General features: G+C 66.4%; 25 protein-coding genes and 1 pseudogene. 10 read left to right on the top strand and 16 right to left on the bottom strand.

Annotated features, from left to right (window positions below):
• Nucleotides 1-50: 50 nt before the first annotated feature.
• Nucleotides 51-524, bottom strand: coding sequence for a winged helix-turn-helix transcriptional regulator (locus tag H289_RS0115675; protein ID WP_020101753.1), 474 nt, complete (start codon nt 522-524; stop codon nt 51-53).
• Between the two features lie 90 nt (nt 525-614).
• Between H289_RS0115675 and H289_RS0115670 the strand changes: the two genes are divergently transcribed.
• Nucleotides 615-1,316, top strand: coding sequence for an SDR family oxidoreductase (locus tag H289_RS0115670; RefSeq protein WP_020101752.1), 702 nt, complete (start codon nt 615-617; stop codon nt 1,314-1,316).
• A 5-nt stretch (nt 1,317-1,321) separates the two neighbouring features.
• A complete protein-coding gene (locus H289_RS0115665; RefSeq protein WP_020101751.1) occupies nt 1,322-1,747 on the top strand; it encodes a tautomerase family protein in 426 nt (141 codons plus the stop codon).
• Nucleotides 1,748-1,750: 3 nt separating this feature from the next.
• Here H289_RS0115665 and H289_RS0115660 read toward each other — a convergent pair whose 3' ends face one another.
• Genes H289_RS0115660 through H289_RS0115650 form a run of 3 tightly spaced genes read right to left on the bottom strand, consistent with a single transcriptional unit; the run spans nt 1,751 to nt 5,852 of the window.
• On the bottom strand, nt 1,751-2,578 hold the full coding sequence (locus H289_RS0115660) for a thioesterase family protein (RefSeq protein ID WP_020101750.1): 828 nt from the start codon (nt 2,576-2,578) through the stop codon (nt 1,751-1,753).
• Nucleotides 2,575-5,424 carry an MMPL/RND family transporter gene (locus tag H289_RS0115655; RefSeq protein WP_020101749.1) on the bottom strand — a complete coding sequence of 950 codons (2,850 nt, stop codon included), beginning with the start codon at nt 5,422-5,424 and terminating at the stop codon, nt 2,575-2,577. Before H289_RS0115655 ends, H289_RS0115660 begins: the two co-directional genes overlap by 4 nt.
• Nucleotides 5,421-5,852 carry an MmpS family transport accessory protein gene (locus H289_RS0115650; RefSeq protein ID WP_029105298.1) on the bottom strand — a complete coding sequence of 144 codons (432 nt, stop codon included), beginning with the start codon at nt 5,850-5,852 and terminating at the stop codon, nt 5,421-5,423. Before H289_RS0115650 ends, H289_RS0115655 begins: the two co-directional genes overlap by 4 nt.
• A gap of 93 nt (nt 5,853-5,945) precedes the next feature.
• On the opposite strand from H289_RS0115650, the gene H289_RS0115645 reads away from it, so the two are divergent.
• The gene (locus H289_RS0115645; RefSeq protein ID WP_225433664.1) at nt 5,946-6,572 is read left to right on the top strand and encodes a TetR/AcrR family transcriptional regulator; all 627 of its coding nucleotides are present in this window, start codon (nt 5,946-5,948) and stop codon (nt 6,570-6,572) included.
• A gap of 3 nt (nt 6,573-6,575) precedes the next feature.
• Here H289_RS0115645 and zwf read toward each other — a convergent pair whose 3' ends face one another.
• The 3 genes from zwf to H289_RS30610 form a co-directional block, all read right to left on the bottom strand.
• Nucleotides 6,576-8,078 (bottom strand): glucose-6-phosphate dehydrogenase, encoded by a 1,503-nt coding sequence (gene zwf / locus H289_RS0115640; RefSeq protein WP_029105297.1) that lies wholly within the window; start codon nt 8,076-8,078, stop codon nt 6,576-6,578.
• Nucleotides 8,079-8,170: 92 nt separating this feature from the next.
• Nucleotides 8,171-9,052, bottom strand: coding sequence for a peptidylprolyl isomerase (locus H289_RS0115635; protein WP_020101745.1), 882 nt, complete (start codon nt 9,050-9,052; stop codon nt 8,171-8,173).
• A 69-nt stretch (nt 9,053-9,121) separates the two neighbouring features.
• The gene (locus H289_RS30610; RefSeq protein ID WP_081633428.1) at nt 9,122-9,928 is read right to left on the bottom strand and encodes a DsbA family protein; all 807 of its coding nucleotides are present in this window, start codon (nt 9,926-9,928) and stop codon (nt 9,122-9,124) included.
• Nucleotides 9,929-9,960: 32 nt separating this feature from the next.
• On the opposite strand from H289_RS30610, the gene H289_RS0115625 reads away from it, so the two are divergent.
• Both H289_RS0115625 and hisS read left to right on the top strand, forming a co-directional pair.
• A complete protein-coding gene (locus H289_RS0115625) occupies nt 9,961-10,626 on the top strand; it encodes an MBL fold metallo-hydrolase (protein ID WP_029105296.1) in 666 nt (221 codons plus the stop codon).
• Entirely contained in the window at nt 10,623-11,882 is a 1,260-nt protein-coding gene (gene hisS / locus H289_RS0115620; RefSeq protein WP_020101742.1) for a histidine--tRNA ligase, read from the top strand. Before H289_RS0115625 ends, hisS begins: the two co-directional genes overlap by 4 nt.
• 146 nt (nt 11,883-12,028) lie before the next feature.
• On the opposite strand, the gene H289_RS0115615 is transcribed toward hisS, so the two are convergent.
• Both H289_RS0115615 and H289_RS0115610 read right to left on the bottom strand, forming a co-directional pair.
• Nucleotides 12,029-12,544, bottom strand: coding sequence for a cytochrome b (locus H289_RS0115615; RefSeq protein WP_020101741.1), 516 nt, complete (start codon nt 12,542-12,544; stop codon nt 12,029-12,031).
• Entirely contained in the window at nt 12,541-13,605 is a 1,065-nt protein-coding gene (locus H289_RS0115610; protein WP_029105295.1) for a catalase family peroxidase, read from the bottom strand. Before H289_RS0115610 ends, H289_RS0115615 begins: the two co-directional genes overlap by 4 nt.
• Before the next feature lie 45 nt (nt 13,606-13,650).
• Between H289_RS0115610 and dtd the strand changes: the two genes are divergently transcribed.
• Entirely contained in the window at nt 13,651-14,091 is a 441-nt protein-coding gene (gene dtd / locus H289_RS0115605; protein WP_029105294.1) for a D-aminoacyl-tRNA deacylase, read from the top strand.
• A gap of 43 nt (nt 14,092-14,134) precedes the next feature.
• Nucleotides 14,135-14,566: an Rv2576c family protein gene (locus H289_RS0115600; protein ID WP_020101738.1), complete on the top strand. Its 432-nt coding sequence runs from the start codon at nt 14,135-14,137 to the stop codon at nt 14,564-14,566.
• 4 nt (nt 14,567-14,570) lie between these two features.
• Here H289_RS0115600 and H289_RS0115595 read toward each other — a convergent pair whose 3' ends face one another.
• The 4 genes from H289_RS0115595 to H289_RS0115580 are packed head-to-tail and all read right to left on the bottom strand — an operon-like array spanning nt 14,571 to nt 18,385.
• The gene (locus H289_RS0115595; protein ID WP_020101737.1) at nt 14,571-14,984 is read right to left on the bottom strand and encodes a ChaB family protein; all 414 of its coding nucleotides are present in this window, start codon (nt 14,982-14,984) and stop codon (nt 14,571-14,573) included.
• A gap of 20 nt (nt 14,985-15,004) precedes the next feature.
• Nucleotides 15,005-15,304, bottom strand: coding sequence for a hypothetical protein (locus H289_RS30605; RefSeq protein ID WP_081633427.1), 300 nt, complete (start codon nt 15,302-15,304; stop codon nt 15,005-15,007).
• Nucleotides 15,304-17,412, bottom strand: a complete 2,109-nt coding sequence (locus tag H289_RS0115585) for a catalase (protein WP_020101735.1) — start codon at nt 17,410-17,412, stop codon at nt 15,304-15,306. Before H289_RS0115585 ends, H289_RS30605 begins: the two co-directional genes overlap by 1 nt.
• Nucleotides 17,413-17,467: 55 nt before the next feature.
• Nucleotides 17,468-18,385 (bottom strand): alpha/beta hydrolase, encoded by a 918-nt coding sequence (locus tag H289_RS0115580; RefSeq protein ID WP_020101734.1) that lies wholly within the window; start codon nt 18,383-18,385, stop codon nt 17,468-17,470.
• Between the two features lie 225 nt (nt 18,386-18,610).
• On the opposite strand from H289_RS0115580, the gene mbp1 reads away from it, so the two are divergent.
• Nucleotides 18,611-18,847 carry a microaggregate-binding protein 1 gene (gene mbp1 / locus H289_RS0115575; protein WP_020101733.1) on the top strand — a complete coding sequence of 79 codons (237 nt, stop codon included), beginning with the start codon at nt 18,611-18,613 and terminating at the stop codon, nt 18,845-18,847.
• Between the two features lie 59 nt (nt 18,848-18,906).
• Here mbp1 and H289_RS0115570 read toward each other — a convergent pair whose 3' ends face one another.
• Genes H289_RS0115570 through H289_RS0115560 form a run of 3 tightly spaced genes read right to left on the bottom strand, consistent with a single transcriptional unit; the run spans nt 18,907 to nt 20,042 of the window.
• Nucleotides 18,907-19,437: a DUF6328 family protein gene (locus H289_RS0115570; RefSeq protein WP_020101732.1), complete on the bottom strand. Its 531-nt coding sequence runs from the start codon at nt 19,435-19,437 to the stop codon at nt 18,907-18,909.
• Nucleotides 19,418-19,654 carry a hypothetical protein gene (locus H289_RS0115565; protein ID WP_020101731.1) on the bottom strand — a complete coding sequence of 79 codons (237 nt, stop codon included), beginning with the start codon at nt 19,652-19,654 and terminating at the stop codon, nt 19,418-19,420. Before H289_RS0115565 ends, H289_RS0115570 begins: the two co-directional genes overlap by 20 nt.
• A gap of 16 nt (nt 19,655-19,670) precedes the next feature.
• Entirely contained in the window at nt 19,671-20,042 is a 372-nt protein-coding gene (locus H289_RS0115560; RefSeq protein WP_064979613.1) for a hypothetical protein, read from the bottom strand.
• A 114-nt stretch (nt 20,043-20,156) separates the two neighbouring features.
• Here H289_RS0115560 and H289_RS34085 point away from each other — a divergent pair, with 114 nt between their 5' ends.
• The gene (locus H289_RS34085) at nt 20,157-20,420 is read left to right on the top strand and encodes a thiamine pyrophosphate-binding protein (protein ID WP_020101729.1); all 264 of its coding nucleotides are present in this window, start codon (nt 20,157-20,159) and stop codon (nt 20,418-20,420) included.
• An 18-nt stretch (nt 20,421-20,438) separates the two neighbouring features.
• Nucleotides 20,439-21,224, top strand: a pseudogene (locus H289_RS32455) (thiamine pyrophosphate-dependent enzyme); the annotation flags it as partial.
• Nucleotides 21,225-21,555: the final 331 nt, after the last annotated feature.

The following is a 21,555-nucleotide window of genomic DNA, read 5'->3' as shown; positions in this document are numbered from 1 at the left end:
TTCATCTCCAACGGTGGCGCGATGGTTGCTGATTCCGGAACGGGCAAAGCTCACGACCGATTCAGCCGGATTTCGATGTCACCTGCGGAAACGGTGGCAGCATTTGGATCATCGGTCACGATCACGCCAACCCGGTTGCCCGACTCCCGGTCGACGAAGCACAGCGGACCGCGGCCGCCCTTCTGTAGATGCTTGTCGCCCCACTGGCTCATCGCCAGGTACACCGGCAGCAGGTCTTCGCCGGCCTCGGTCAGCCGGTATTCGTCCCGGGCCCGTTTGCCGGGCTCCTGATAGGGCACCCGCACCATCAGCTCTGCGGCCTCGAGTTGTTTGAGTGCGCGTGACACCGCGGGCGCCGACGTTCCGATCCGCTCGACGAAGTCTTCGAATCGCGTTGTGCCGAAGAGGCTTTCGCGGACAGCGAGAAAAACCGTCTTGGTGCTGAGCAGGTCCAGCAGTTTGGCCACCGAGCAGCCGTCCTTGATCGACCACTGGCGGTCGCGCAGTCTTTCCTCGAACTCCATCACACTCTCTTTTTGGATAACGCTTGCGTTACTCAGATATCCGTGCTTCCATCTTAGTAACGTCATCGTTATTCAGCAAGGGAGCTTCAGATGGTCGCAGTGGCAGGCAAGGTGGTCGTGGTGACCGGCGGACGGCGGGGACTTGGCGCCGCACTCGTCGACGAGCTTCTGGCCAGGGGAGCGCGCAAGGTCTATTCGACGGGCCGGTCGTCGTTCACCGACGAACGCCCCGAGGTGGTTCCGGTTGAACTCGAAGTCCGCTCGGAGGCATCGGTTTCCGCGTTCGCCGCGCTCGCACCGGACGCCGAGATCATCTTCAACAACGCGGGCATCCTGCTACCCGGCTCGCTGCTGACCGGCGGCTTCGACGATATCGAGGCGACCTTCGACATCAACGTCTTCGGGCCACTGCGGGTGGCTCGAGCCTTCGCCCCGATTCTGGCCGCCAATGGCGGCGGCGCCGTGGTCAACATGCACTCCGTGCTGTCCTGGGTGGCCGGAAGCGCGGCGTATGGCGCCTCGAAGGCCGCGATCTGGTCGGTCACCAACTCGCTGCGCGGCGAGCTCGCCGGGCAAGGCACACAGGTGGTCGGCGTGCACGCTGGACTGATCGAGACCGACATGGTCGCGGACATCCCCGGCCCGAAGACGACGGCGGTGGACATCGCGACACGCATCATCGACGGACTGGAAGAGGGTGCGGTCGAGGTCCTTGCCGATGAGGTTTCGGTGGGCGTGAAGTCTGCGTTGTCGGGTCCCGTGGAGAACCTGACCTTCGCGCTGGCGGTCTGACAAGCATGCCGCTGTGGACCATCCATCACACGCCGGACTTCTTCACCGCCGAGGACAAGCGTGAGCTGGCGCGCAGCATCACCGATCACTACGAGAAGGCCGGGCTGCCGCGGTTCTACGTCGTCGTGATCTTCAACGAAACCCGTTCGGGTGACCTGTATGTCGGTGGTGAGCAGACCGACACGGCGCTGCGGGTGGTCATCGACCACATCGCCCGCCGCGCTGCAGACAAGCAGCATCGCCACCGCATTGCACACTGGATCAAGGGGATCCTCAGCCCGTATCTGGAAGCACATGACAACCCGCACTGGGAGTTCCACGTCGACGAGACCAGTGAGGACCTCTGGATGATCAACGGCTTGATTCCGCCGTCGATGGGCTCCGACGCCGAAAAGCGTTGGGTCGCAGACAACGCGGTGTCCGCGTACTGACGATCAGGATCCCAGCGGCAGCATCGCCATTTGGCGACTTTGTACGACCACCTGGCCGTTGGCGTCGACGATGAGGTGATCTTCCTCGAACCAGGTGTCGCCGATGACGGTGGAGCTCGCCATGACCCGCAGCCAGCCCGGTGCGGGCCGGCGGCGCAGGTAGGTCGTCAGCTGGACCGTCGGCGTCCACCCGAAGTGGCCGCGGTTCATCGTGACCGGCGGTGTGATGTCCCCGGCCATCAGCGCGAAGAGCAGGGCCGCATCCGGATCGGCTTCATCGGAGGCGAAGGGACGCGACCAGATCCGGGTGACGGGGTCGCCTTCGGCGCCGGTGAGGAATGGCGTGGCGGCGTCCAGACGCATGTCGCAGCCCTGCGCGACGTGGACGACCTGCCCGAGCGGATGGTCAGCGGTCACCGGTACCGCATCAGCCGGTGGCTCGACCGTCATTGCGGTCACGTCCAGCGGCACTTGATGGCGGGGCGGCTTGGCGTCGAGTCGGCCCAGCGTGACCGAGCATGTGACAGCGACCCGGCCGCGTTGCGACAGCTCCACCTCAATCAGGTTCACCTGCCGGCCGCGCTTGCGGATCGTGGTGCTCAGCTGGACCTCGCCGGGATCGGGCGCGTTGAGGTAGTTGGCGCTCAGCACGATCGGTGCCAGGTCGGCGGCGTCGGGAACACTCTGTCGAGCGGCGGCGGCGCACAGCGCCATCATGCAGCCCCCGTGCACTTTGGGGCCGATGGTCCACCTGCCGTCGATGTTGGCGCTGAATACGCCGGAATCGATCGCGGTGACGGTGGTCAGATCGGTGAAGGGACGAAGTGTCATGCCATCTCCAGTTCCGGTGTTGTGCTTGCGGTTTCCGCGGTGCGGGCGGGACGGCTCCGGACCTTCAGCGGCCACCAGAACCAGCGCCCGAGCAGCGCCGCGATCGACGGGGTGATCAGGGAGCGCACCACGAAGGTGTCGAACAGCAGACCGAGTCCGATCGTGGTGCCGATCTGGCCGACCGAACGTAGATCGCTCGCGATCATCGAGATCATGGTGAACGCGAACACCAGGCCGGCGGCGGTGACGACGCCACCGGTGGCGCCGGTGGCGCGGATCAGCCCGGTGCGCAGGCCGGCGCCGATCTCTTCCTTGAAGCGGGACACCACCAGCAGGTTGTAGTCGGAGCCGACGGCCAGCAGCACGATGACCGACATGGCGATCACCAGCCACTGCAATTCGATGCCCAGGAAGTACTGCCAGATCAGCACCGACAGCCCGAACGATGCGGCAAGGGACAGCACCACGGTGCCGACGATCACGATCGACGCGACCAGCGCCCTGGTGATCAGCAGCATCACCACGAAGATCAGGATGATGGCGGCCAGGGCGGCGATCAGCAGGTCGTAGTGCGCGCCCTGCTGGATGTCCTTGTAGGTCGCGGCGGTACCGCCCAGATAGAACTTCGCACCGGCCAGCGGCGTGCCCTTGACGGCTTCCTTGGCGGCCTGCAGCTCGGCGTCGACGTGCGAAATGCCTTCCAGGGTGGCGGGATCCACATCATGCGTGACGATGAAGCGGGCCGCCTTGCCGTCGGGGGAGAGCATCAGCTCCATGCCGCGCTGAAAGTCGGGGCTGCTGAACGCTTCTGGCGGTAGGTAGAACATGTCGTCGTTCTTCGCGTCGTCGAACGTCTGGCCCATCGCCGCGGCGGTGTCGGTCATGCGTTCCATCTGGGTGACCATGCCGTCAAACGTGCTGCGCATGGTCTGCATCAGGTTGCGGACGTCGGTCGACAGGCTGATCAGCGGTGGCAGCTGGGCAGCGATCTGCGGCGTCACCACGTCGAGCTTGCCCATCGCGTCGGACAGCGCCTTCGTGTTGTCGGCCAGCCGGTCGAAGCCGTCGGTGGCGTCGAACACCGAGCGCATGGCGTGACAGACCGGAATGTCGAAGCAGTGCGGCTCCCAGTAGAAGTAGTTCCGCAGCGGCCGGAAGAAATCGTCGAAATCGGCGATCTGGTCGCGCAACTCGGCGGTGGTGGCCGACATGTCCTGCGCGGCAACATCTCCGGCATGTGTGGCATCGGCCAGCTGCACGCTGAGGTCGTGCATGTGCCGCATGATGCCGATCATCGAGGTGAGGTGGTCGGTCATGGTCTGGATGTCGCCGAGACGGGCCTTCATGAACTGCAGGTTCTCGTTCATCGAGACGGCCTGCGCGCTGATCTGGAACGGCACCGAGCCGTGTTCCATCGGCGGGCCGAGGGGCCGCGTGATGCTCTGCACCCGGGCGATACCTGGTACGCGGAAGATGTTCTTGGCGATCCGGTCCAGCACCAGCATGTCCCGGGAGTTCCGCAGGTCGTGGTCGGCCTCGACCATCAGCATGTCCGGGTTCATGCGCGCGGAGGTGAAGTGCTCTTCGGCGGCCGCGTAGCCGATGTTGGACGGCACGTCTTTCGGTACGTAGAAGCGATTGTCGTAGTTGGTGCGGTAGCCGGGCAGCGCCAGCACTCCGACCAACGCGGCGGCGGTGGCCGCGACCAGGATGGGTCCGGGCCACCGGACCACGGCGGTACCGACTCGACGCCAGCCGCGGGTCTTGTTGGCGCGCTTGGGGTCGAGTAGTCCGAAGTGGGTGCTGACGACCATCACCGCGGGTGCGAAGGTCAGCGCCATGACCAGGATGACGGCCATCGCGGTCGCGCACGGCAGCGCCAGGGTGTTGAAGTAGTTCAGCCGGGTGAACAGCAGGCACATCATGGCGCCGGCGATGGTCAGGCCCGAGCCGAGGATCACGTGGTAGACGCTGGAAAACGTTGAATAGTAGGCGGTTTCCCGGTCCTCGCCGGCGTTGCGGGCCTCGTGATAGCGGCCGACCAGGAAGATCCAGTAGTCGGTGCCCGCGGCGATCGCGAGGGCGGTCAGCACACTCACGGCGAACGTGGACAGGCTGATCAATTGGGCGTTGCCGAGGACGGCGACCAGCCCGCGCGCCATGCTCATCTCGGTCAGCACGACCAGCAGGGCGATGAATGTCGTTGCGATGGAGCGGTATACGACCAGCAGCATCACCGCGATGACGACGAGCGTCACCACCGTCATCTTGACCATGCTCTTGTCGCCGGCCTCGTTGGTGTCGGCGACGAGAGCGGCCTGGCCGGTGACGAACGCCCTCACCCCGGCCGGCGGATGGCTGCGGTCGACGATGTGCCGCACCGCGTCGACGGATTCGACGCCCTCGGTGGACCCTTGGTCACCGCGCAGGTTGACCTGGACGTAGGCCGCTTTGTGGTCTTCGCTCTCGGAGCCCGCCGAGGTGATGCGGTCGCCCCAGAAGTCCTGCACGTGCTCGATGTGTGCGGTGTCCTGCTCGAGCTGGTGCACCAGCTCGCCGTAGTACTGCCGTGCGTTGTCGCCGAGTGCCTGATCCGACTCGATGATGATCATCAGCACGCTGTCGGAATCGAATTCACCGAACGTGGTGCCGATGTGCTTGGTCGCGATGACCGACGGCGCGTCCTGCGGGGAAAGCGACACGGCGTTGTTCGCGCCGACGACCTCGAGTTTGGGCACCAGCAGGTTGGTGGCCGCGGTGGCTGCCAGCCAGATCAGGATGATCGGCACCGACAGGATCCGGATCAGCCGGGGATAGCCGCCCCGGCTGCTGTGCTGGCCGCTCATGCCGCCTTCACCAGGCAGAACGTGGTCGCCGAGGCACCGTCGGACGACTGGTGGTCGCGCAGCTCGCCATTGACCGTGATGCGGCAGGTCAGTCGGCTGCTGTCACCTTGGGCGACGAGGTTGGCGAAGACGCTCGGGACCGTGGTGGTGAGGGTCTTCGTCCAGGGCAGGGAGGTGAAGCGCTCCCGTTGCGGCTGGGCCCGCTCATCGACGTAGCTGATCATCCCCGTGGTGTCGGAGGGTCCGTCGACTTCGTAGGTCACGTACTTCGGGATCGTCGAAACGATGTTGTCCGTGCGGGTTTCGGTGGAGTGCTGGCTGCCGAAGACGCCGTGGAAGCGGTCGATGACGAAACCGCCGACCGTGACGACCCCGACCACCGTCAGCAGCACCCAGCCGCGCTGCGCGGTCTTGAGCAACCAGTTCATGACGAGCACCATACGACTGTATATATACGCATGTATAGTTACGGTGCGGTGGCGACCATCACACCTCGTCACGACGGCTATTAGGGTGAAGGCATGGCGGGCTCGACACGGCAGCGGAATGTGCGGGGGCAAGGCGCGCTGTTGCGCGATGAAATCCTGGCCGCTGCGATCCGGGTGGTCGACTCGTCCGAGTCCACGAACGAGGTGTCGTTGCGCAGCATCGCGCGCGAGGCTGGCATCTCCAACATGTCGGTGTACGCCCACTTCGACAGTCGCGAGGACGTGCTGGCGGCCGTGGCGGAGCTGAGCTGGGATCAGGTGAACCAGGACATCGCCGAGCAGGTACCGAGCGGCAAGACGCGGCGCGAGCGTCTGCTGCTCGGCTGCCGCGCGTATGTCGCGTTCGCCCAACGCTTTCCGTTGCGTTATGTGTTGATGGTCAAGGTGGACGAGATCACCCCGTCGGCGCGCCAGGCGCTCGAGGTGGTGACGCGCGGCCTGCTGGCCGCCGGCGGTATGGATCCCGACTCCGAGCCGGGACCCGACGCGAAGCGGGTGGCCGCGGCGCTGTCGGTCGCGCTGCACGGTGTCGCGATGCTGCACCGCACCGACACGCCGCACCTGTGGATGAGCGATTTCAGCACCTGCGAAATCATCCAGACCATGGTCGACGCGGCCATCCTGCAGCTCGAGCAGGCGACCGCGGCGCCACGGCCGTAGAACCTACTTCTTCTTGGCCTCCCGCCAACCCCGTTCGAACGGCAGCCGCCAGGCGTTGGGCGCGATCAGTTGGTGGATGGCGTTGGGGCCCCAGGTGCCGGGCTGGTAGTTCTTGACTGGCGGCGGATCCGCCAGCAGCGCAGCCGAATTCGCCCACAGCGACTCGATGCCCTCGGCAGTGGTGAACAGCGTGTGGTCGCCGCGCATGGCATCGAGGATCAACCGCTCGTAGGCCTCCAGTACCTGATCGGCGCCGTCGGCCTCGGTGGCCGAGAACTGCATCGAGAGCTTCTCGAGCTTCATTCCCGGCCCGGGCCGCTTGCCGTAGAACGACAGCGACACCTTCGAGTTGTCGGCCAGGTCGAAGGTCAGGTGGTCGGGCCCTTGAGACCCGACGCCCGAACCCGACGGGAACATGGTGCGCGGTGCCTCCTTGAAGGCGATCGAGATGATGCGCATGCCCTCGGCCATCTTCTTGCCGGTGCGCAGATAGATCGGCACCCCGGCCCAACGCCAGTTGTCGATGCCGACCTTCAGGGCGATGAACGTCTCCGTATCGGAATCCCTTGCCACGCCCTCGAGTTCGCGGTAGCCGGTGAACTGCCCGCGGACGACGTCGGACACCTTCACCGGCAGCATGGACCGGAAGACCTTGTTCTTCTCCTCGCTGATGGCGCGCGGTTCCAGTGCTGTCGGCGGCTCCATCACCACGAAGGCCATCACCTGGAACAGGTGGGTGACCACCATGTCCTTGTAGGCGCCGGTGCTCTCGTAGAAGTTGGCGCGGGCGTCCAGGCCGAGCATCTCGGGAATGTCGATCTGGATGTGGTCGATGAAGTTGCGATTCCAGATCGGCTCGAACAGGCCGTTGGCGAACCGGAACGCCAGGATGTTCTGCGCGGCTTCCTTGCCCAGAAAGTGGTCGATCCGGAAAATCTGTGCCTCGTCGAAGGTTTCGTGGACGAAGTTGTTGAGTTCGACCGCACTGGCCAGGTCGGTCCCGAACGGCTTCTCCATGACGACCCGGGAGCGCTCGACGAGGCCGGCCTCGTCCAGTGTTGCGATGACGGCGCGCGCGGCCTTCGGCGGTACCGAAAGATAGTGCAGGCGGCGCACATTCGGGCCCAGCTTCTTCTCGGCAGCGGCGACCGCAGCCGCGAGCCCGGACGGCCCGGCGCTCTGCGGCACGTAGGTGAGCGTCGCGGCGAATCGTTCCCACTGCTCGTCGGTCAGGTGATGGCTGCCGAATTCATCGATCGCGGCCTTGGCGAGCTCCCGGAACTCCTCGATGCTCAGGTCCTCCAGCGAGGTCCCGACGATCTGGATGTCGGGCGCGAGTTCGGACTGGTCCAGATAGGCCAGGCCGGGCAGCAGTTTGCGTTTGGCGAGGTCGCCGGTCGCGCCGAACAGCACGATCACGTGTGGGTCGACGGCGACATCGTCGTGGCGGTTCGGCCGGGAGCCGGGCGCCGGGTACGAGATGGTCTGCGGTTTGGTGTTCGCCACGATGCGCATGATTCCACCGCTGCCGGGTCCGCGCAGGGCCTAACACGAACAAGGCCCGGTCACCGTGGTGACCGGGCCTTGTTCGTGAACTGTCAGTCCAGCTGGATGTACTTCACCGTGACCGGCTGCGCGGGCTTGCCGTCGCCGGCGCCGCCCTCGATGCCGTTCTGGGCGATCTTGTCCAGGGTGGCCAGGCCGGTGGCGTCGACGGTGCCGAACGCGGTGTAGCCCGGCGGCAGCTGCGAGTCCTGATAGACCAGGAAGAACTGGCTGCCGTTGGTGTTCGGGCCGGCGTTGGCCATCGCGAGCGTGCCGCGCGGGTAGACGACCGGCTGGCTCAGCGCCGGGCTGTCGGGCTGGTACTGGTTGGTCGGGTACTCGTTGGCGAACTGGTAGCCGGGGCCGCCCATACCGGAGCCGGTCGGGTCACCGCACTGCAGGACGTCCAGGCCGCCCTTGGTCAGCCGGTGGCACGGCGTGTCGTTGAAGTAGCCCTGCTGCGCCAGGCTGGCGAAGCTGTTGACGGTGCACGGGGCCTTGGCGTTGTCCAGCGTCAGCCCGAGGTTGCCCTGGTTGGTGCTCATGCTGGCCGTCACCGTCGGCGGGGTGGTGGGGATCTTGCCGGTGCGCGGCGGGTTGACCTTCTTGCTGGCCTGCTCCGACGACGCCGGGTACTGGCAGTTCTCGCCGAGGCCGGCGGGCGCCACGAACGGTGGCAGCTTGCCGTCAGCGGGCGGGTTCTGCGCCGGGGCGGTCGAGCTCTCGGTCGAGGCCGACGCCGTCGCCGACGAGGACTTGGAGTCCTTGTTGAGATAGATGACACCGAAGACGACGCCACCGATCACCGCGAGCACCGCGACCACCGACGCGGCGATGGTCATGATGCGCTGCTTGCGGGCCTTCTCGGCCCGGCGCTCCAACTGCCGTTCCAGCTTGCGCTTGGCGGTCTCCCGCCGTTGTTCATTCGTCGGCACCGCCGAAGCCCTCCTCGTCACGGTCGGGGCGAAGTGCCCCGACTTATGGTCGGCACCGAGTGTGCCAGGTCACCCTGAGACGGTCTTGAGCTGGTCCAGCAGCGCCTGCGGATCGGGATGCAGCAGCACGGCATCCCCGATGTCGGTGCCGTTGAGCAGAACCGTCGGCGTCGAATTGATGCCCGCGCTCTTCACCGCGTTGTTGACCATGGCGCGGTACTTGCCACCGGTGATGCAATCGGCGACGGAATCCGGTGCGCCGGCCTTCTCGGCCTGTGCGACCAGCTCGTCGTCGGACGGGAAGGTCTGCGCCGACTCGTCGGGCTGATGCGCGAACAGCGCGGCGTGGAACCGCTGGAACGCCGCGGTGTCGGCGTCGGCCACGCAGTACGCCGCCGCGCCGGCCCGGACCGAGTACGACGTCAGGTCGCCGCGGCCGAGGATCGACACCATGGTGTAGTCCACGGCGATACGGCCGTCGGTGATCAGCTTGCCGATGGTCGGGCCGTAGACCTGCTCGAACCGGCCGCAGAACGGGCACAGGAAGTCCTCGTAGACCGTCAGTGTGGCCTTCGGCTCGGAGCTGCCCGGTTTGGTGGCGACGTTGGGCGCGGCCAGCCGGATCGAGCGAAGCGGCGTCGGACCGGCGTCGGTGGACGACGTCTCGGCGGCCCCACCCACGGGCACGTTCTTGTGCCGAAGCACGATGACGGCGGCGACGCCGGCCGCGACCAGCGCGATGACGGAGATCACGGCGAACATCACCCAGCCGGTGCGGGACTTCTTCGGCGGCGGAAAGCCCGGAACGTATTGCGGCGCACCGTAGTACTGGGGCTGGTCGGGCGGCGGGGGTCCCCAGGGTCCTGGCTGCGTCATGGAGGCAGTTTCCCACGTGGGAAAATGGCTGCGTGTTGTTGACGGGGTTTCCGGCCGGGATGTTGCAGTGCAACTGCTACGTCCTCGCGGCGCGCGCCGGGTCGGACGCCATCATCGTCGACCCGGGCCAGCGGGCCATGGGCCGCATCCGCGAGATTCTGGATGAGAACCGGCTCACCCCGTCGGCGGTGCTGCTCACCCACGGCCACGTCGACCACATCTGGTCGGCGCAGAAGGTGGCGGACACCTACGGCTGTCCGGTGTACATCCACCCCGAGGACCGGTTCATGCTGACCGATCCCATCAAGGGGTTCGGTCCGCGGCTGGCCCAGCTGGCGTTCGGGGTGCTGTTCTCCGAGCCCAATCAGGTCGTCGAACTCGACCGCGACGGTGACAAGCTCTACCTGGGCGGCATCACCGTGACGGTGGACCACACTCCGGGGCACACCCGGGGCTCGGTGGTGTTCCGCGTGAGCGACGGTCCCGCCGAGCTGGCGTTCACCGGCGACACCTTGTTCAAGCAGTCGGTGGGCCGCACCGATCTCCCGGGCGGCAGCGGCCGGGACCTGCTGAACTCGATCGTGACAAAACTGTTGGTGCTCGACGACGACACCGTGGTACTACCTGGGCACGGCCCACAGACCACGATCGGCGCCGAACGCCGCACCAACCCATTCCTCGAAGGCTTATCAAGTTGAGCGATTTTCAGGCGCCCAAGGGCGTCCCGGATTACCTGCCCCCGGACTCGGCGGAATTCGTCGCGGTACGCGACGGACTGCTGAACGTCGCGCGGCTGGCCGGGTATGGCCACATCGAGCTGCCGGTGTTCGAGGACACCGCGCTGTTCGCCCGCGGTGTGGGTGAGTCCACCGATGTGGTGTCCAAGGAGATGTACACCTTCGCCGACCGCGGTGACCGCTCTGTCACGCTGCGGCCGGAAGGCACCGCCGGCGTCATGCGGGCCGTCATCGAACACGGGCTGGACCGCGGCGCGCTGCCGGCCAAGCTGCGGTACTCCGGACCGTTCTTCCGGTACGAGCGGCCGCAGGCCGGCCGCTACCGCCAGCTGCAGCAGGTGGGTGTGGAGGCCATCGGCATCGACGATCCGGCACTGGACGCCGAGGTGATCGCCGTCGCCGACGCCGGCTTCCGCTCGCTGGGCCTCGACGGTTTCCGCCTGGAGATCACGTCGCTGGGTGACGACACCTGCCGGCCCCAGTACCGGAAGCTGTTGCAGGACTTCCTGTTCAAGCTCGACCTCGACGAAGACACCCGGCGCCGCGCCGAGATCAACCCGCTGCGGGTGCTCGACGACAAGCGCCCGCACGTCAAGGAGATGACGGCCGATGCCCCGGTGATGCTCGATCACCTGTCGGAGGCCGCCAAGGAACACTTCGACACCGTGCTGGCGCACCTGGATGCGCTGGGCGTGCCGTACGTGATCAACCCGCGCATGGTCCGCGGCCTGGACTACTACACCAAGACCACGTTCGAGTTCGTGCACGACGGCCTCGGCGCCCAGTCCGGCATCGGTGGCGGCGGCCGCTACGACGGCCTGATGAAGCAGTTGGGCGGGCAGGACCTGTCCGGCATCGGCTTCGGCCTCGGCGTGGACCGCACGGTGTTGGCGCTGAAGGCCGAGGGCAAGACGGTGGCGTCTCCCGCGGCGGTCGACGTGTACGCCGTGCCGTTGGGCGCACCGGCCAAGCTGGAACTGGCGAAGATCGTTGCGGCCCTGCGTGGTTCGGGTGTCCGCACCGACATGTGCTACGGCGACCGTGGCCTCAAGGGTGCGATGAAGGCCGCCGACCGCTCGGGCGCCAAGGTGGCGCTGGTGGCCGGTGACCGCGACATCGAGGCCTGCACCGTCGGCGTCAAGGACCTGTCGAACGGCGAGCAGGTCGACGTGCCCATCGCCGACGTCGTCACCCAGGTCGCTGCCCGGCTGGGTTAGTCCCTTTGACCGCGAGCGTGCGTGTCTGCGCACGACACGCCGCGGTAGGTGAGCAGTCCGCGCACCTTCGCGGGCGGTGAGTGCGACGAAAACGTCCGCAACTCATGGCGTGTCGCGTGCAGACACGCACACTCGCGGTAGATGGGTTAGTGAGTCATGCGGCGGAGCATGCCGTCGCGCAGCGTCAGGGTGTGGAGCAGGATGGCGCTGACGTGCGCGGCGATGGCGGCCACCAACAGGTAGGCCACCACCGAATGTGCCTGCCGCAGAATGCCGTACAGGTCACCGTCGAAGGGGACGAGGCCGGGGAGCGTCAAACCGAATGCCCGCACCGGGCTGCCCGACGCCGACACCATGGCCCAGCCGACCAGTGGCTGCGCCAGCAGCATGGCGTACATGCCCAGTTCGGACGCGGCGACCAGTTTGCCCTCCAGCGGCCCCACGGTGTCGGGCCACTTCGGCGCCTTGTGGGTGAATCTGTTTGCCGCCCGGACGATCACGATGACCAGGATGCTGATGCCCAGCGTCATGTGGACGGCGACCAGGGCGCCGTGGGAGCCGATCCGGTTGGTCATGGTGAAGCCGATCAGCAGCGCGGCGAACACGGCGACCGCGGTCAGCCAGTGCAACACGCGGGTGCGGATGGGGAAGCGGTCGGTCACGGCTTGACCTCCTGAACCTGAACGGCCGGAGCGGTTTTCGGTTCGATGGTCCGGGCCCGGTATGACCCGGCGTACACCGCCGACCGGGCGCTGAGCAGCGGATCGTCGGACGGCTCGATGCCGTCGGGCAGGACCAGCGGATCGAAGTTGATGTCGCGAGCGTTGCCGGCGGCGTCGGTCTGGGCTTCGGTGAGGGTCAGGACGCCGGCGTCGATGACCTGCCGGTCGGCCGGCCAGGGCAGCGTCGGGTCGGTCGGGTCGCCGTCGCGCCCGACCGTCAGTCGCAGATTCCATTGCAGCGGAGTCTTTTTCAACTGGATGATCAGCGCGTCGAACAACGCGTTGGGATCGTCGGACTTCGGTGGCAGCGCCGTCTGCTGCGGCACGAACGACCACCGGACCGGCGTGCGGATACCGGAATGGTTCACCAGATAGAACTTGTGCAGACCCGCGAACGTACTGTCGGCGAAACCCGGTGTGGGCGGGCTCTTCTTGACCAGTGCCGTCGCCGCCGCGGTCTCGGGATGCCGGCTGAGGAAGTCGGCCATCAGCTGCGGGTCGGGCTTCCCCGTGCCGGCCACCGGCTTGGACGCCAATAGTCGGTCATAGAAGCCCTGCGGTGAATTGTCGACGAACACCGGAAGGTTCAGCATCGCGGTACGCCATTGGCCGGCGCCCGGGAAGCCGATGGCCAGCCCGAGCCCGCGCGCTGCGCCCGGGGTGTCGGCGACCGTTGGGTCCCCACCGGCCAGAGAGAAGCGACCTGCGACGGGCGTCTCACCCGGCCCGAAGACCGCGGCACGGGACAGGGCGGCCGCGTTGCCGTTGCTCATGAAGTGGCCGACCACCGAGACGCCTTTGGCATGGTTCTTCCGGAATCCGGGGTGAGCGCCGAAGACGCTCCGGAAGCCGTCCAGGAACGTCTGGCGGGTCAGCGTCCCGGCGCGGCTGGTGTACGCGACCAGTCCGAGGTCCACGGCGAGGAACGCCCCGACGGCGCCGAGGCCGGCCAGGATCGAACGCCGGGTCAGGGGAGTACCGCGCCAGGATGGGCCGTCCATGACCACCACAGGTACCACGAAACTGCTGTGGCAGCATCTGCGAATGTGCGGGTATTGGTGCAGCGGGTGACGTCGGCGCGGGTGACGGTCGACGGGCGGACCGTCGGTGAGATCACCCCGAACCCTCAGGGCCTGGTGGCGCTCGTCGGTGTCACCCACACCGACGACGCCGCGGTGGTGCGCAAGATGGCCGACAAGCTGTGGCGACTGCGCATCCTCGACGGCGAGCTGAGCGCCGCCGACGCGGGCGCCCCGATCCTCCTGGTCAGTCAGTTCACCCTCTACGCCGACACCGCCAAGGGGCGCCGGCCGTCCTGGAATGCCGCGGCGCCCGGGCCGGTTGCCGAGCCACTCGTCGACGAGTTCGCGGCGGCGCTGCGGGCACTGGGGGCCGAGGTCGCCACCGGGCAGTTCGGCGCCCACATGCACGTCGAACTGGTCAACGACGGGCCGGTGACGGTGTTGCTGGAGCTGCAGGCGGGGTGATACGGCTGATGCAGGGTGTAACGGTCCGGTACGGTCAGTCGATATGACCGGCATGCGTAAAGCGACAGTCAAGTTGTCAGTGGTGTGTGGCGCGGCAGCAGTGGCGGCCGCTGGGCTGATGGCGCCGGTGGCGTCTGCCGCCCCGGCCGGCCACGAGGTCCGGTACACGCTGTCGGTCGGCGGCCCCGCCACCTTCGACCTGCTCTACCTGGTCAATCAGCCGGCGAACAAGGCCGCGTACAACGCCGACGCCTACGCCTACCTCAAGCGCGAGACGGTCACCGTCGGTCCGGACGCCCCGTGGGTGTTCACCACGACGCTCGCCGACCCGCAGTGGGCCATCTTCACCGTCAGCAGCACCACGCACGGTGGCCAGGCCGCCCCGGACTCGACGTGCGACATCGCGGTCGACGGGCAGTCGGCAGCGCACCAGACCGCGCCGTACAACGTGCAGTGCCAGCTCGGTCAGTGGTAGTTCGCTAACGGCGGCTCGCCCGCCGGTTGGCCTTCTCGATCGCCTCGACCAGCTCGCCCTTGTTCATGGTCGACCGGCCCCGGATGTCCAGTCGGCGCGCGACGTCCATGAGGTGTTTCTTGGTGGCCTGGGTATCCACGCCCTCGGCGGACTTGCCGCGGGCGTTGGGCCCGCCGCTGCGCGCCCGCTCGTCGGACGGGCCCTTGTGGTCCTTCTTCTCCCAGTGGTCGCCGACCTTCTCATAGCTGTGCTTCAGGGCTGAGTACGCGACCCGGTGGGCACGTTCACCTTCGCCGTACTCCTCGGCGGCCGAGTCGTGCGCTTTCGCGAAAGTGCGTTGCGCCTTGGGGCTCGACTTCTGCAGCGTGCTGGGCAGCTCACTCTTCTTGGCTTGCCCCTGCTTCGTGGTCTTCGGCATGACACTCCTCCTCACGGTGGTTAATTGGTGTCCGAATCGTCGTCCACGACGGGAAAGAACGAGGCGTCCTCCTCGGTCTCCGGTGTCACCGCGGCGCCGAGCACATCCGGCTCTTCGGCCGCGAGCTTGTCGTCGAGTGATTCACCCTGCTCTGCTTCGTCTTCGAGCAGACCGAATTGATCCGCTCCATGCCAGCCCTCGGGTGGCTCGACGGTTTGATCACCGTCGCGGTTGTGCAACTCGTCGGAGTCGGTGGACTCGCTCGGGGTGAGCATGTGGTCATCATCCGGCTCGGAGTAGGGGTGGCGGGGCGTAGACATCAGGCCGGCACCGCCTCCGTCGCCCGGTTCCAGGTCCGGTGGCGCCGGATCGTGTCGATGAAGGCCTCGACGAACAGCGCGTCAAGCGCGCCGCCGTGTGAGGTCGTGGTGACAACGCCTCTGTCCGTGTGGGTTTCGGTGAGCCCGGCGGATTCGGGATTGATGCCCGCGGCGCGCAGCAGGCCGACGCCCGCACCGAACGCGGCGATGGGCTTCAGGTGCTTGTAGGCCTCGGCGACGAAATGGATCGCCGAACCGTCCTGGGCGAGCAGCTCGACGGAGTCCAGCGCCCCCGGAACCAGCACGGCATCGTAGAGCGTCGACGACGTGGTGTTGAGCCCGAGATCCACGCCGAGTTCCTGGCCGGTGTCGGTCGTGATGGTGCCGCCCCCGATGAGGCCGACGACGTCGACGGTGGCGCCCTGCTCCCTGAGCGCGGCGGCAGTCCGCTCGGTGCCGCGCAGGTCCACGCCGTCGGCGGCCAGGACGGCGATTCGGCGGCTGACAATGGAATCGGTCGCGGTATTCATCTGCGACAGTGCCGGCGACGGCGTCACGTGGTCGGGCACGGCGACCTCGTCAGGCGCAAGCAGTCCGAGCTTGGCGGCGACCCGCTCGGCGAGCTCGTGATCGATCATGTTGAGCTGTGCGATGACTCGGGGCCGGATGCCGGTCTCGGGTCCGACCTTGCCGAGTTCGAACGAGAACGCGGCGACGATGTGGTCCTTCTCGACGGTCGACATACTGAGCCAGAACATCCGGGCCTGGCTGTAGTGGTCTTTGAAACTCTCTGCGCGGCTACGGATCTTCTGACCGTCGACGCGTTCGGTGTAGTGCCGGTAGGCGTCCGCATCCGCCAGCGCCGGACAGCCACCGCCGAGGTTGTTCTTGAGGTAACTCGTGGTCCCCTGGGCAATGGTGTGCTGGCCGTAGCCATCCCGCTGATTGTTGGTGACTGCCGCGATCGGCCGGTTGACCGGCAGTTGCGCGAAATTGGGCCCACCCAAGCGGATCAGCTGGGTGTCGAGGTACGAGAAATTGCGGAGCTGCAGCAGGGGATCATTGGTGAAGTCGATACCGGGTACCAGATTGGCGGTGTGGAAGGCGACCTGTTCGGTCTCGGCGAAGAAGTTGTCGGGGTTGCGGTCGAGCACCATCCGGCCGACGGGTATCACCGGAACCCGTTCCTCGGGAACGAGTTTGGTCGCATCGAGCAGATCGAACGGGAAGGCGAACTCATCGGACTCGGGGATCAGCTGTACACCCAGCTCCCACTCGGGGAACTGGCCGGCCTCGATGGCGTCCCACAGGTCACGGCGATTGAAGTCCGGATCCTTACCGGCGATCTGCTGGCATTCCTCCCACAGCAGTGAGTGCACCCCGAGTTTCGGCGTCCAGTGGAACTTCACGAAGACGCCCTGGCCGGCGGCGTTCACCAACCGGAAGGTGTGCACACCGAAGCCCTGCATCATCCGGTAGCTGCGGGGCAGCGCTCGGTCGGACATCAGCCACATGATCGCGTGAAGCGTTTCCGGTTGCAGCGACACGAAGTCCCACAGCGTGTTGTGGGCGGACGCGGCTTGCGGAATCTCGTTGTGCGGCTCCGGCTTCACCGCGTGCACGAAGTCGGGGAACTTGATGCCGTCCTGGATGAAGAAGACGGGGAAGTTGTTGCCGACGAGGTCGTAGTTGCCTTGCTCGGTGTAGAACTTGGTGGCGAAGCCGCGTACGTCACGCACGGTGTCTGCGGAGCCGCGGGAGCCGGCGACGGTGGAGAAGCGCACGAACACCGGCGTGCGCAGGCCCGGCGTGGTCAGGAATTTCGCCGTGGTGAAGTCGGCCAGCGAGTCGTCGTAGGGCTCGAAGTAACCGTAGGCCCCTGCGCCGCGCGCGTGCACGACGCGCTCCGGAATGCGTTCGTGGTCGAAGTGTGTGATCTTCTCCCGCGCATGGAAATCCTCCAGCAGGGTCGGACCGCGCTCACCTGCGGTGAGGGCGTCGTCGGTGTGCGGAACCCGCACCCCCTGTTGGGTGGTCAGGTACCCCGCGTTGTTGTCGACCCGCGCGGCGTCGAGCTGCTCGTGCTTCGCATTCGATGTTTCGTCCACCGTGTCTGGTTACCCAAGGCGATGGCCAACAAACGCGGCGGTTGGCGGCCCTGGTTCACAGCGAGGCGGCCGACGGATATTCCGGTGTGTCGCTGTCCGCCACGGGGGTGACCTCCTTGACGAAGTCGCCGATGTAGCGGATGGCCCGGCGTCCTTCGGGCAGGACGGCGGCGGCGAGCGGAAAATCGTGAATCTGCCCGTCCCACATATGAAGTTCGCACTGCGCCCCCGCTGCGGTCAGGCGTTCGTACATCAGTTCTGCGTCAGGCCGGAGGAACTCGTCGCTGCTGACGTGGATCGACACCGGCGGCATCTGGTGCAGGTCCGCGTCGACGGGTGAGGCGATGGGTTGCCCGGACGTGCCCTTCTCACCATGCGTGGCGACGTAGCGCATGAACGACGTCATCGCGCGCGCGGTGAACATGGCGCAGCGGTCCTTGCCACCGGGGGATTTGTCGCGCGGGTTCAGCGTCGTCAGGGGAGAGATGGCCGCCACGCCGGCGGTCGAAGGGTGACCGTGCCGAAGCAGTTCCGCAGCCGTCTGCAGCGCGAGGTAGCCGCCCGCGGAGTCCCCGGCCACCACGATCTCGGACCAGCGGTAGCCGCGGTGCAGCAGCCAGTGGAGCCCGTCGGCCGCGTCGGCCAGCGCCGCAGACAGCCCGTGGTCGGGCAGCATGCGGTAGCCGACGTTGAGCACCTCGGCCTCAGCGCTGCGGGCCAGCCGCGCCACCAGGGATCGGTGCGTGTTGAGGCCGCAGGTGAGGAACGCCCCGCCGTGCAGGTAGAGAATGGCGCGACGGGCCGACGAGCCTGCGGTGCCGATCAATTCGGCCGGACAGGACGGTAGGCGGACCCGTTGCACAGTCGTCGATCTCGGCAGCGGGGCCAGCGCGGCGACCTGATCGATGGAACTGAAGGGCCAATGCAGATTCGGTTGCAGGGCCCACATCCGCACCACGTTCTTCACGAACATCCGACAGACGGCGCCGATCGCCTGAGATTGCGGACTGCATCGGCGATGGTGATGCCGTACTCCCTGGTCACGCCGGGTATTTCGCATGGTGATCAACTCCTGGACACTCGGGTACCCGTGCCAGATTTTGGTGAAACGTTGCGTCAGAGGAGGTTTCCGATGGGTACAGACCAGGTATGTCGGTAGTGCCGGAGTTCAAGAGCCGCAATACAAGGAGGAAATGCAGTGGGAGAGCACAAGAGTGGTCCCGAAGAGGGCATCAAGGGCACCGTCGAGGGTGTCAAGGGCAAGCTGAAGGAAGCCGCAGGGAGCGTCGTCGGCCGGGATGACCTGGTCCGTGAGGGACAGGCACAGCAGGACAAGGCCGACGCCGAACGCGATGCGGCCAAGCGTGAGGCGGAAGCTGAGTCGGCCCGTGCCGGCGCGGCGGCCGCTGAGAAGCGCCAGCAGCAGAACCAGTAAGCCAGAACGGCCCGGCCTCCTTCAACCGTGGGGAGGCCGGGCCGCTTCGTGTTCGAAAACTATTGTGCGCGAGCGGTATCGCTGCGTCTGCTGTTCTGCATCGCCAACGGCACCAATACCCAGAACGTGCAGAAGCCGGCCAGCCCGATGCCGCCGGCGACCCAGCCCGCCACCTGGCCCGCGACCGTGCCGAAGATCAACTCGGTCACGCCGGTCAGGGCGATCCCGAGCAACAACAGGCCGTAGAAGGCGCATCGATGTGCCGCGGCGACGATCAGCGGCATGCGCCGTTGCCGAAACAGGATGCGGTGCATGCCGACTGGGGCGATCAGCAGAATCGTCGACGCGACCGAGAAGCCGACGGTCGCGAGGTAGACGGTCTGGCTCTGGTCATCCAGTGTGCTGAACCGCTGTTGGAACGGCAGGGTCAGCAGGAAACCGGTGAGCAGCTGTACTCCGGTCTGTGCGACACGCAGTTCCTGCAACAGACTCGACCAATTGCGGTCCAGCCGTTGGGTTTCGGTCTCGTGACGGGCCATCCGGTCCCATCTCTGGTCGGACGGTCCCAGATCACCGTGCTCGTCCGTCATCGGATACATCGCTCTTGCGTCGAACCTTTTCCGTGTCGACGACGATGACGCGGTCGTCGGGCCCCGAACCGTAAAAACTGAAGACGTCTCGGTAGCGTGAGGAGTCCACCCGGATCTCACGGACGGTGAGCCACCGGCCACCGGCCGGGTCCTCGATGATGTCACCCTTCGTCACGTCCGCAGGTCGGACGGCTTCGATGTTGGTATCGATGGTCATCGGAACCCCTTGACTCTCAGGGGGTTTCGAAGGTGAAGGTGAGCACGACGAATCCGGCGATCAACAAGGCCCAGGCGACCAGCGGTACCACGATGCCGCGTCGGGTGCGTGCCGTCACGAAGGACAGCGCGATGGCCAGCACAGCGACCACTGGCGCGCCGTACTCGATGAGGCCGAACACGAACGGGCTCGGGCCCAGCTTGGCGCAGGTCTGTTCGGAACAGCCCGCGGTCGCGAGGACCTGGGCGTACTGATACAGGATGATCGCGAAGGCGCCTGGCACGGTGAGGCCGGCCAGCACCCAGTTGATGACGGTGCGTCGCCGGTGTCCGGCTTCCTGTGCGTCTGCATCGTGTTGCGCGATCGCCCCGGCCTGGACCTCAGACATCGACACCTCCCGGGTGGTAGCGGCTTCCTTCGTACTGTCCTGTTGGGGGCGTACCCGGGCGGCCGAACCGCGAAACGCCTGTTTCGTCCGGTACCTCAGGGGTACCACGCCGGGATGACGATGACTGTTGGGGATTACCTGCTCGAGCGGCTGAGGCAATGGCATGTGCGTCACGTGTTCGCCTATCCGGGCGACGGCATCAACGGGATCGTCGCCGCATTCGGCCGCAGTGACGATGAGCCGCAATTCATTCAGACCCGTCACGAAGAGATGGCAGCGTTCGGCGCCACGGGGTACGCCAAATTCGGCGGGGGTGTCGGTGTCTGTATGGCGACGTCGGGTCCGGGCGCCATCCACCTGCGCCGACGGCCCTGGTGATCCCGTCGGACCTGCAGTACATGGCGAGATACCATCGAGCACAACGTCTCTCGCTGGTGGGACACCATCGAGCGTCAGTGCATGTTGTCGGCCCGACCGGTGAACCCGATGCGGATCGCGTGGGAACTTTCGCGGCGGATACCGTCGACCGCCATCGTGACGGCCGACTCCGGTTCGTCCACCAATTGGTACGCGCGGTGTCTGAAGTTCCGTGGTGAGATTCGGGGTTCGCTATCGGGCACGCTCGCCACCATGGGACCCGGGGTGCCATACGCGATCGGTGCGAAGTTCGCGCATCCGGACCGTCCCGTGGTGGCGCTCGTCGGAGACGGCGCGATGCAGATGAATGGCATGGCTGAGCTGCTGACCATCAAGCGCTACGCCGAGCAATGGTCCGACCCGCGCCTGGTGGTGTGTGTCTTCCACAACGGTGACCTCAATCAGGTCACCTGGGAGTTGCGGGCAATGGGAGGAGCGCCCAAGTTCGTGCCGTCACAATCGCTACCGGACGTCTCGTATGCCGAAATCGCCTGTGCCATGGGGCTGGATGGCATCGCGGTTGACAACCCCGAGCGGCTCGGCGAGGCCTGGGATCGGGCGCTGGGTGCCGACCACCCCGTGGTGCTGGACGTGCGGTGCGACCCCGAAGTGCCGCCGATCCCGCCGCACGCCACCTACGAACAGATCAAAGATCTGACGGCCGCGATTCTCAAGGGCGATCCCAACGGCTGGCACCTGGTGTATCAGGGGATGAAGACCAAGGCGCAGGAATACATCGCCCGTTCTGGTGGTGGCGCCGGGTAGCCCCGTGTAGTGTGAGAAGGACGACGCTGTTGTACAGCGTGGCCGCTTAGCCAAAAGCGGCGTCGGTCGAGAGACTGCAGCTCGGCGCGTGAATCCGGTCCAGAGCGGGGCCTCCATTCTCAGGATTCGCCGGTTGCGGCCGGGCTCGACTTCGGCAGATTGCCGTTCCGCCTCCACGGCGGAAGCCAGCACGTCGCGGACCCCGTAATTGTGTATGCCGTCAATCGGTGGTGTCGTGCGTGCTGTCACACCCTGGAAGGGGTGCTGCATGTCAGTTTCTGTGTTGGAAAACGACTTTCGCGAAACGAGCGAGCCGGTTGAGGCGGGCTCG

The sequence above is a fragment of the Mycobacterium sp. 360MFTsu5.1 genome, from assembly GCF_000383495.1.
Classification (GTDB): Bacteria; Actinomycetota; Actinomycetes; order Mycobacteriales; family Mycobacteriaceae; genus Mycobacterium; species Mycobacterium mucogenicum_B.
This window is presented reverse-complemented; position numbering and strand designations above follow the sequence as displayed.

What these genes read in the sequence shown, in the direction of transcription:
- H289_RS0115675 (WP_020101753.1), bottom strand. Translation starts at nt 524, where the DNA reads ATGGAGTTCGAGGAAAGACTGCGCGACCGCCAGTGGTCGATCAAGGAC.
- H289_RS0115670 (WP_020101752.1), top strand. Translation starts at nt 615, where the DNA reads ATGGTCGCAGTGGCAGGCAAGGTGGTCGTGGTGACCGGCGGACGGCGG.
- H289_RS0115665 (WP_020101751.1), top strand. Translation starts at nt 1,322, where the DNA reads ATGCCGCTGTGGACCATCCATCACACGCCGGACTTCTTCACCGCCGAG.
- H289_RS0115660 (WP_020101750.1), bottom strand. Translation starts at nt 2,578, where the DNA reads ATGACACTTCGTCCCTTCACCGATCTGACCACCGTCACCGCGATCGAT.
- H289_RS0115655 (WP_020101749.1), bottom strand. Translation starts at nt 5,424, where the DNA reads ATGAGCGGCCAGCACAGCAGCCGGGGCGGCTATCCCCGGCTGATCCGG.
- H289_RS0115650 (WP_029105298.1), bottom strand. Translation starts at nt 5,852, where the DNA reads ATGAACTGGTTGCTCAAGACCGCGCAGCGCGGCTGGGTGCTGCTGACG.
- H289_RS0115645 (WP_225433664.1), top strand. Translation starts at nt 5,946, where the DNA reads ATGGCGGGCTCGACACGGCAGCGGAATGTGCGGGGGCAAGGCGCGCTG.
- H289_RS30610 (WP_081633428.1), bottom strand. Translation starts at nt 9,928, where the DNA reads ATGACGCAGCCAGGACCCTGGGGACCCCCGCCGCCCGACCAGCCCCAG.
- H289_RS0115610 (WP_029105295.1), bottom strand. Translation starts at nt 13,605, where the DNA reads ATGGACGGCCCATCCTGGCGCGGTACTCCCCTGACCCGGCGTTCGATC.
- H289_RS0115600 (WP_020101738.1), top strand. Translation starts at nt 14,135, where the DNA reads ATGACCGGCATGCGTAAAGCGACAGTCAAGTTGTCAGTGGTGTGTGGC.
- H289_RS0115595 (WP_020101737.1), bottom strand. Translation starts at nt 14,984, where the DNA reads ATGCCGAAGACCACGAAGCAGGGGCAAGCCAAGAAGAGTGAGCTGCCC.
- H289_RS30605 (WP_081633427.1), bottom strand. Translation starts at nt 15,304, where the DNA reads ATGTCTACGCCCCGCCACCCCTACTCCGAGCCGGATGATGACCACATG.
- H289_RS0115580 (WP_020101734.1), bottom strand. Translation starts at nt 18,385, where the DNA reads ATGTTCGTGAAGAACGTGGTGCGGATGTGGGCCCTGCAACCGAATCTG.
- H289_RS0115570 (WP_020101732.1), bottom strand. Translation starts at nt 19,437, where the DNA reads ATGACGGACGAGCACGGTGATCTGGGACCGTCCGACCAGAGATGGGAC.
- H289_RS0115565 (WP_020101731.1), bottom strand. Translation starts at nt 19,654, where the DNA reads ATGACCATCGATACCAACATCGAAGCCGTCCGACCTGCGGACGTGACG.
- H289_RS0115560 (WP_064979613.1), bottom strand. Translation starts at nt 20,042, where the DNA reads ATGTCTGAGGTCCAGGCCGGGGCGATCGCGCAACACGATGCAGACGCA.
- H289_RS34085 (WP_020101729.1), top strand. Translation starts at nt 20,157, where the DNA reads ATGACGATGACTGTTGGGGATTACCTGCTCGAGCGGCTGAGGCAATGG.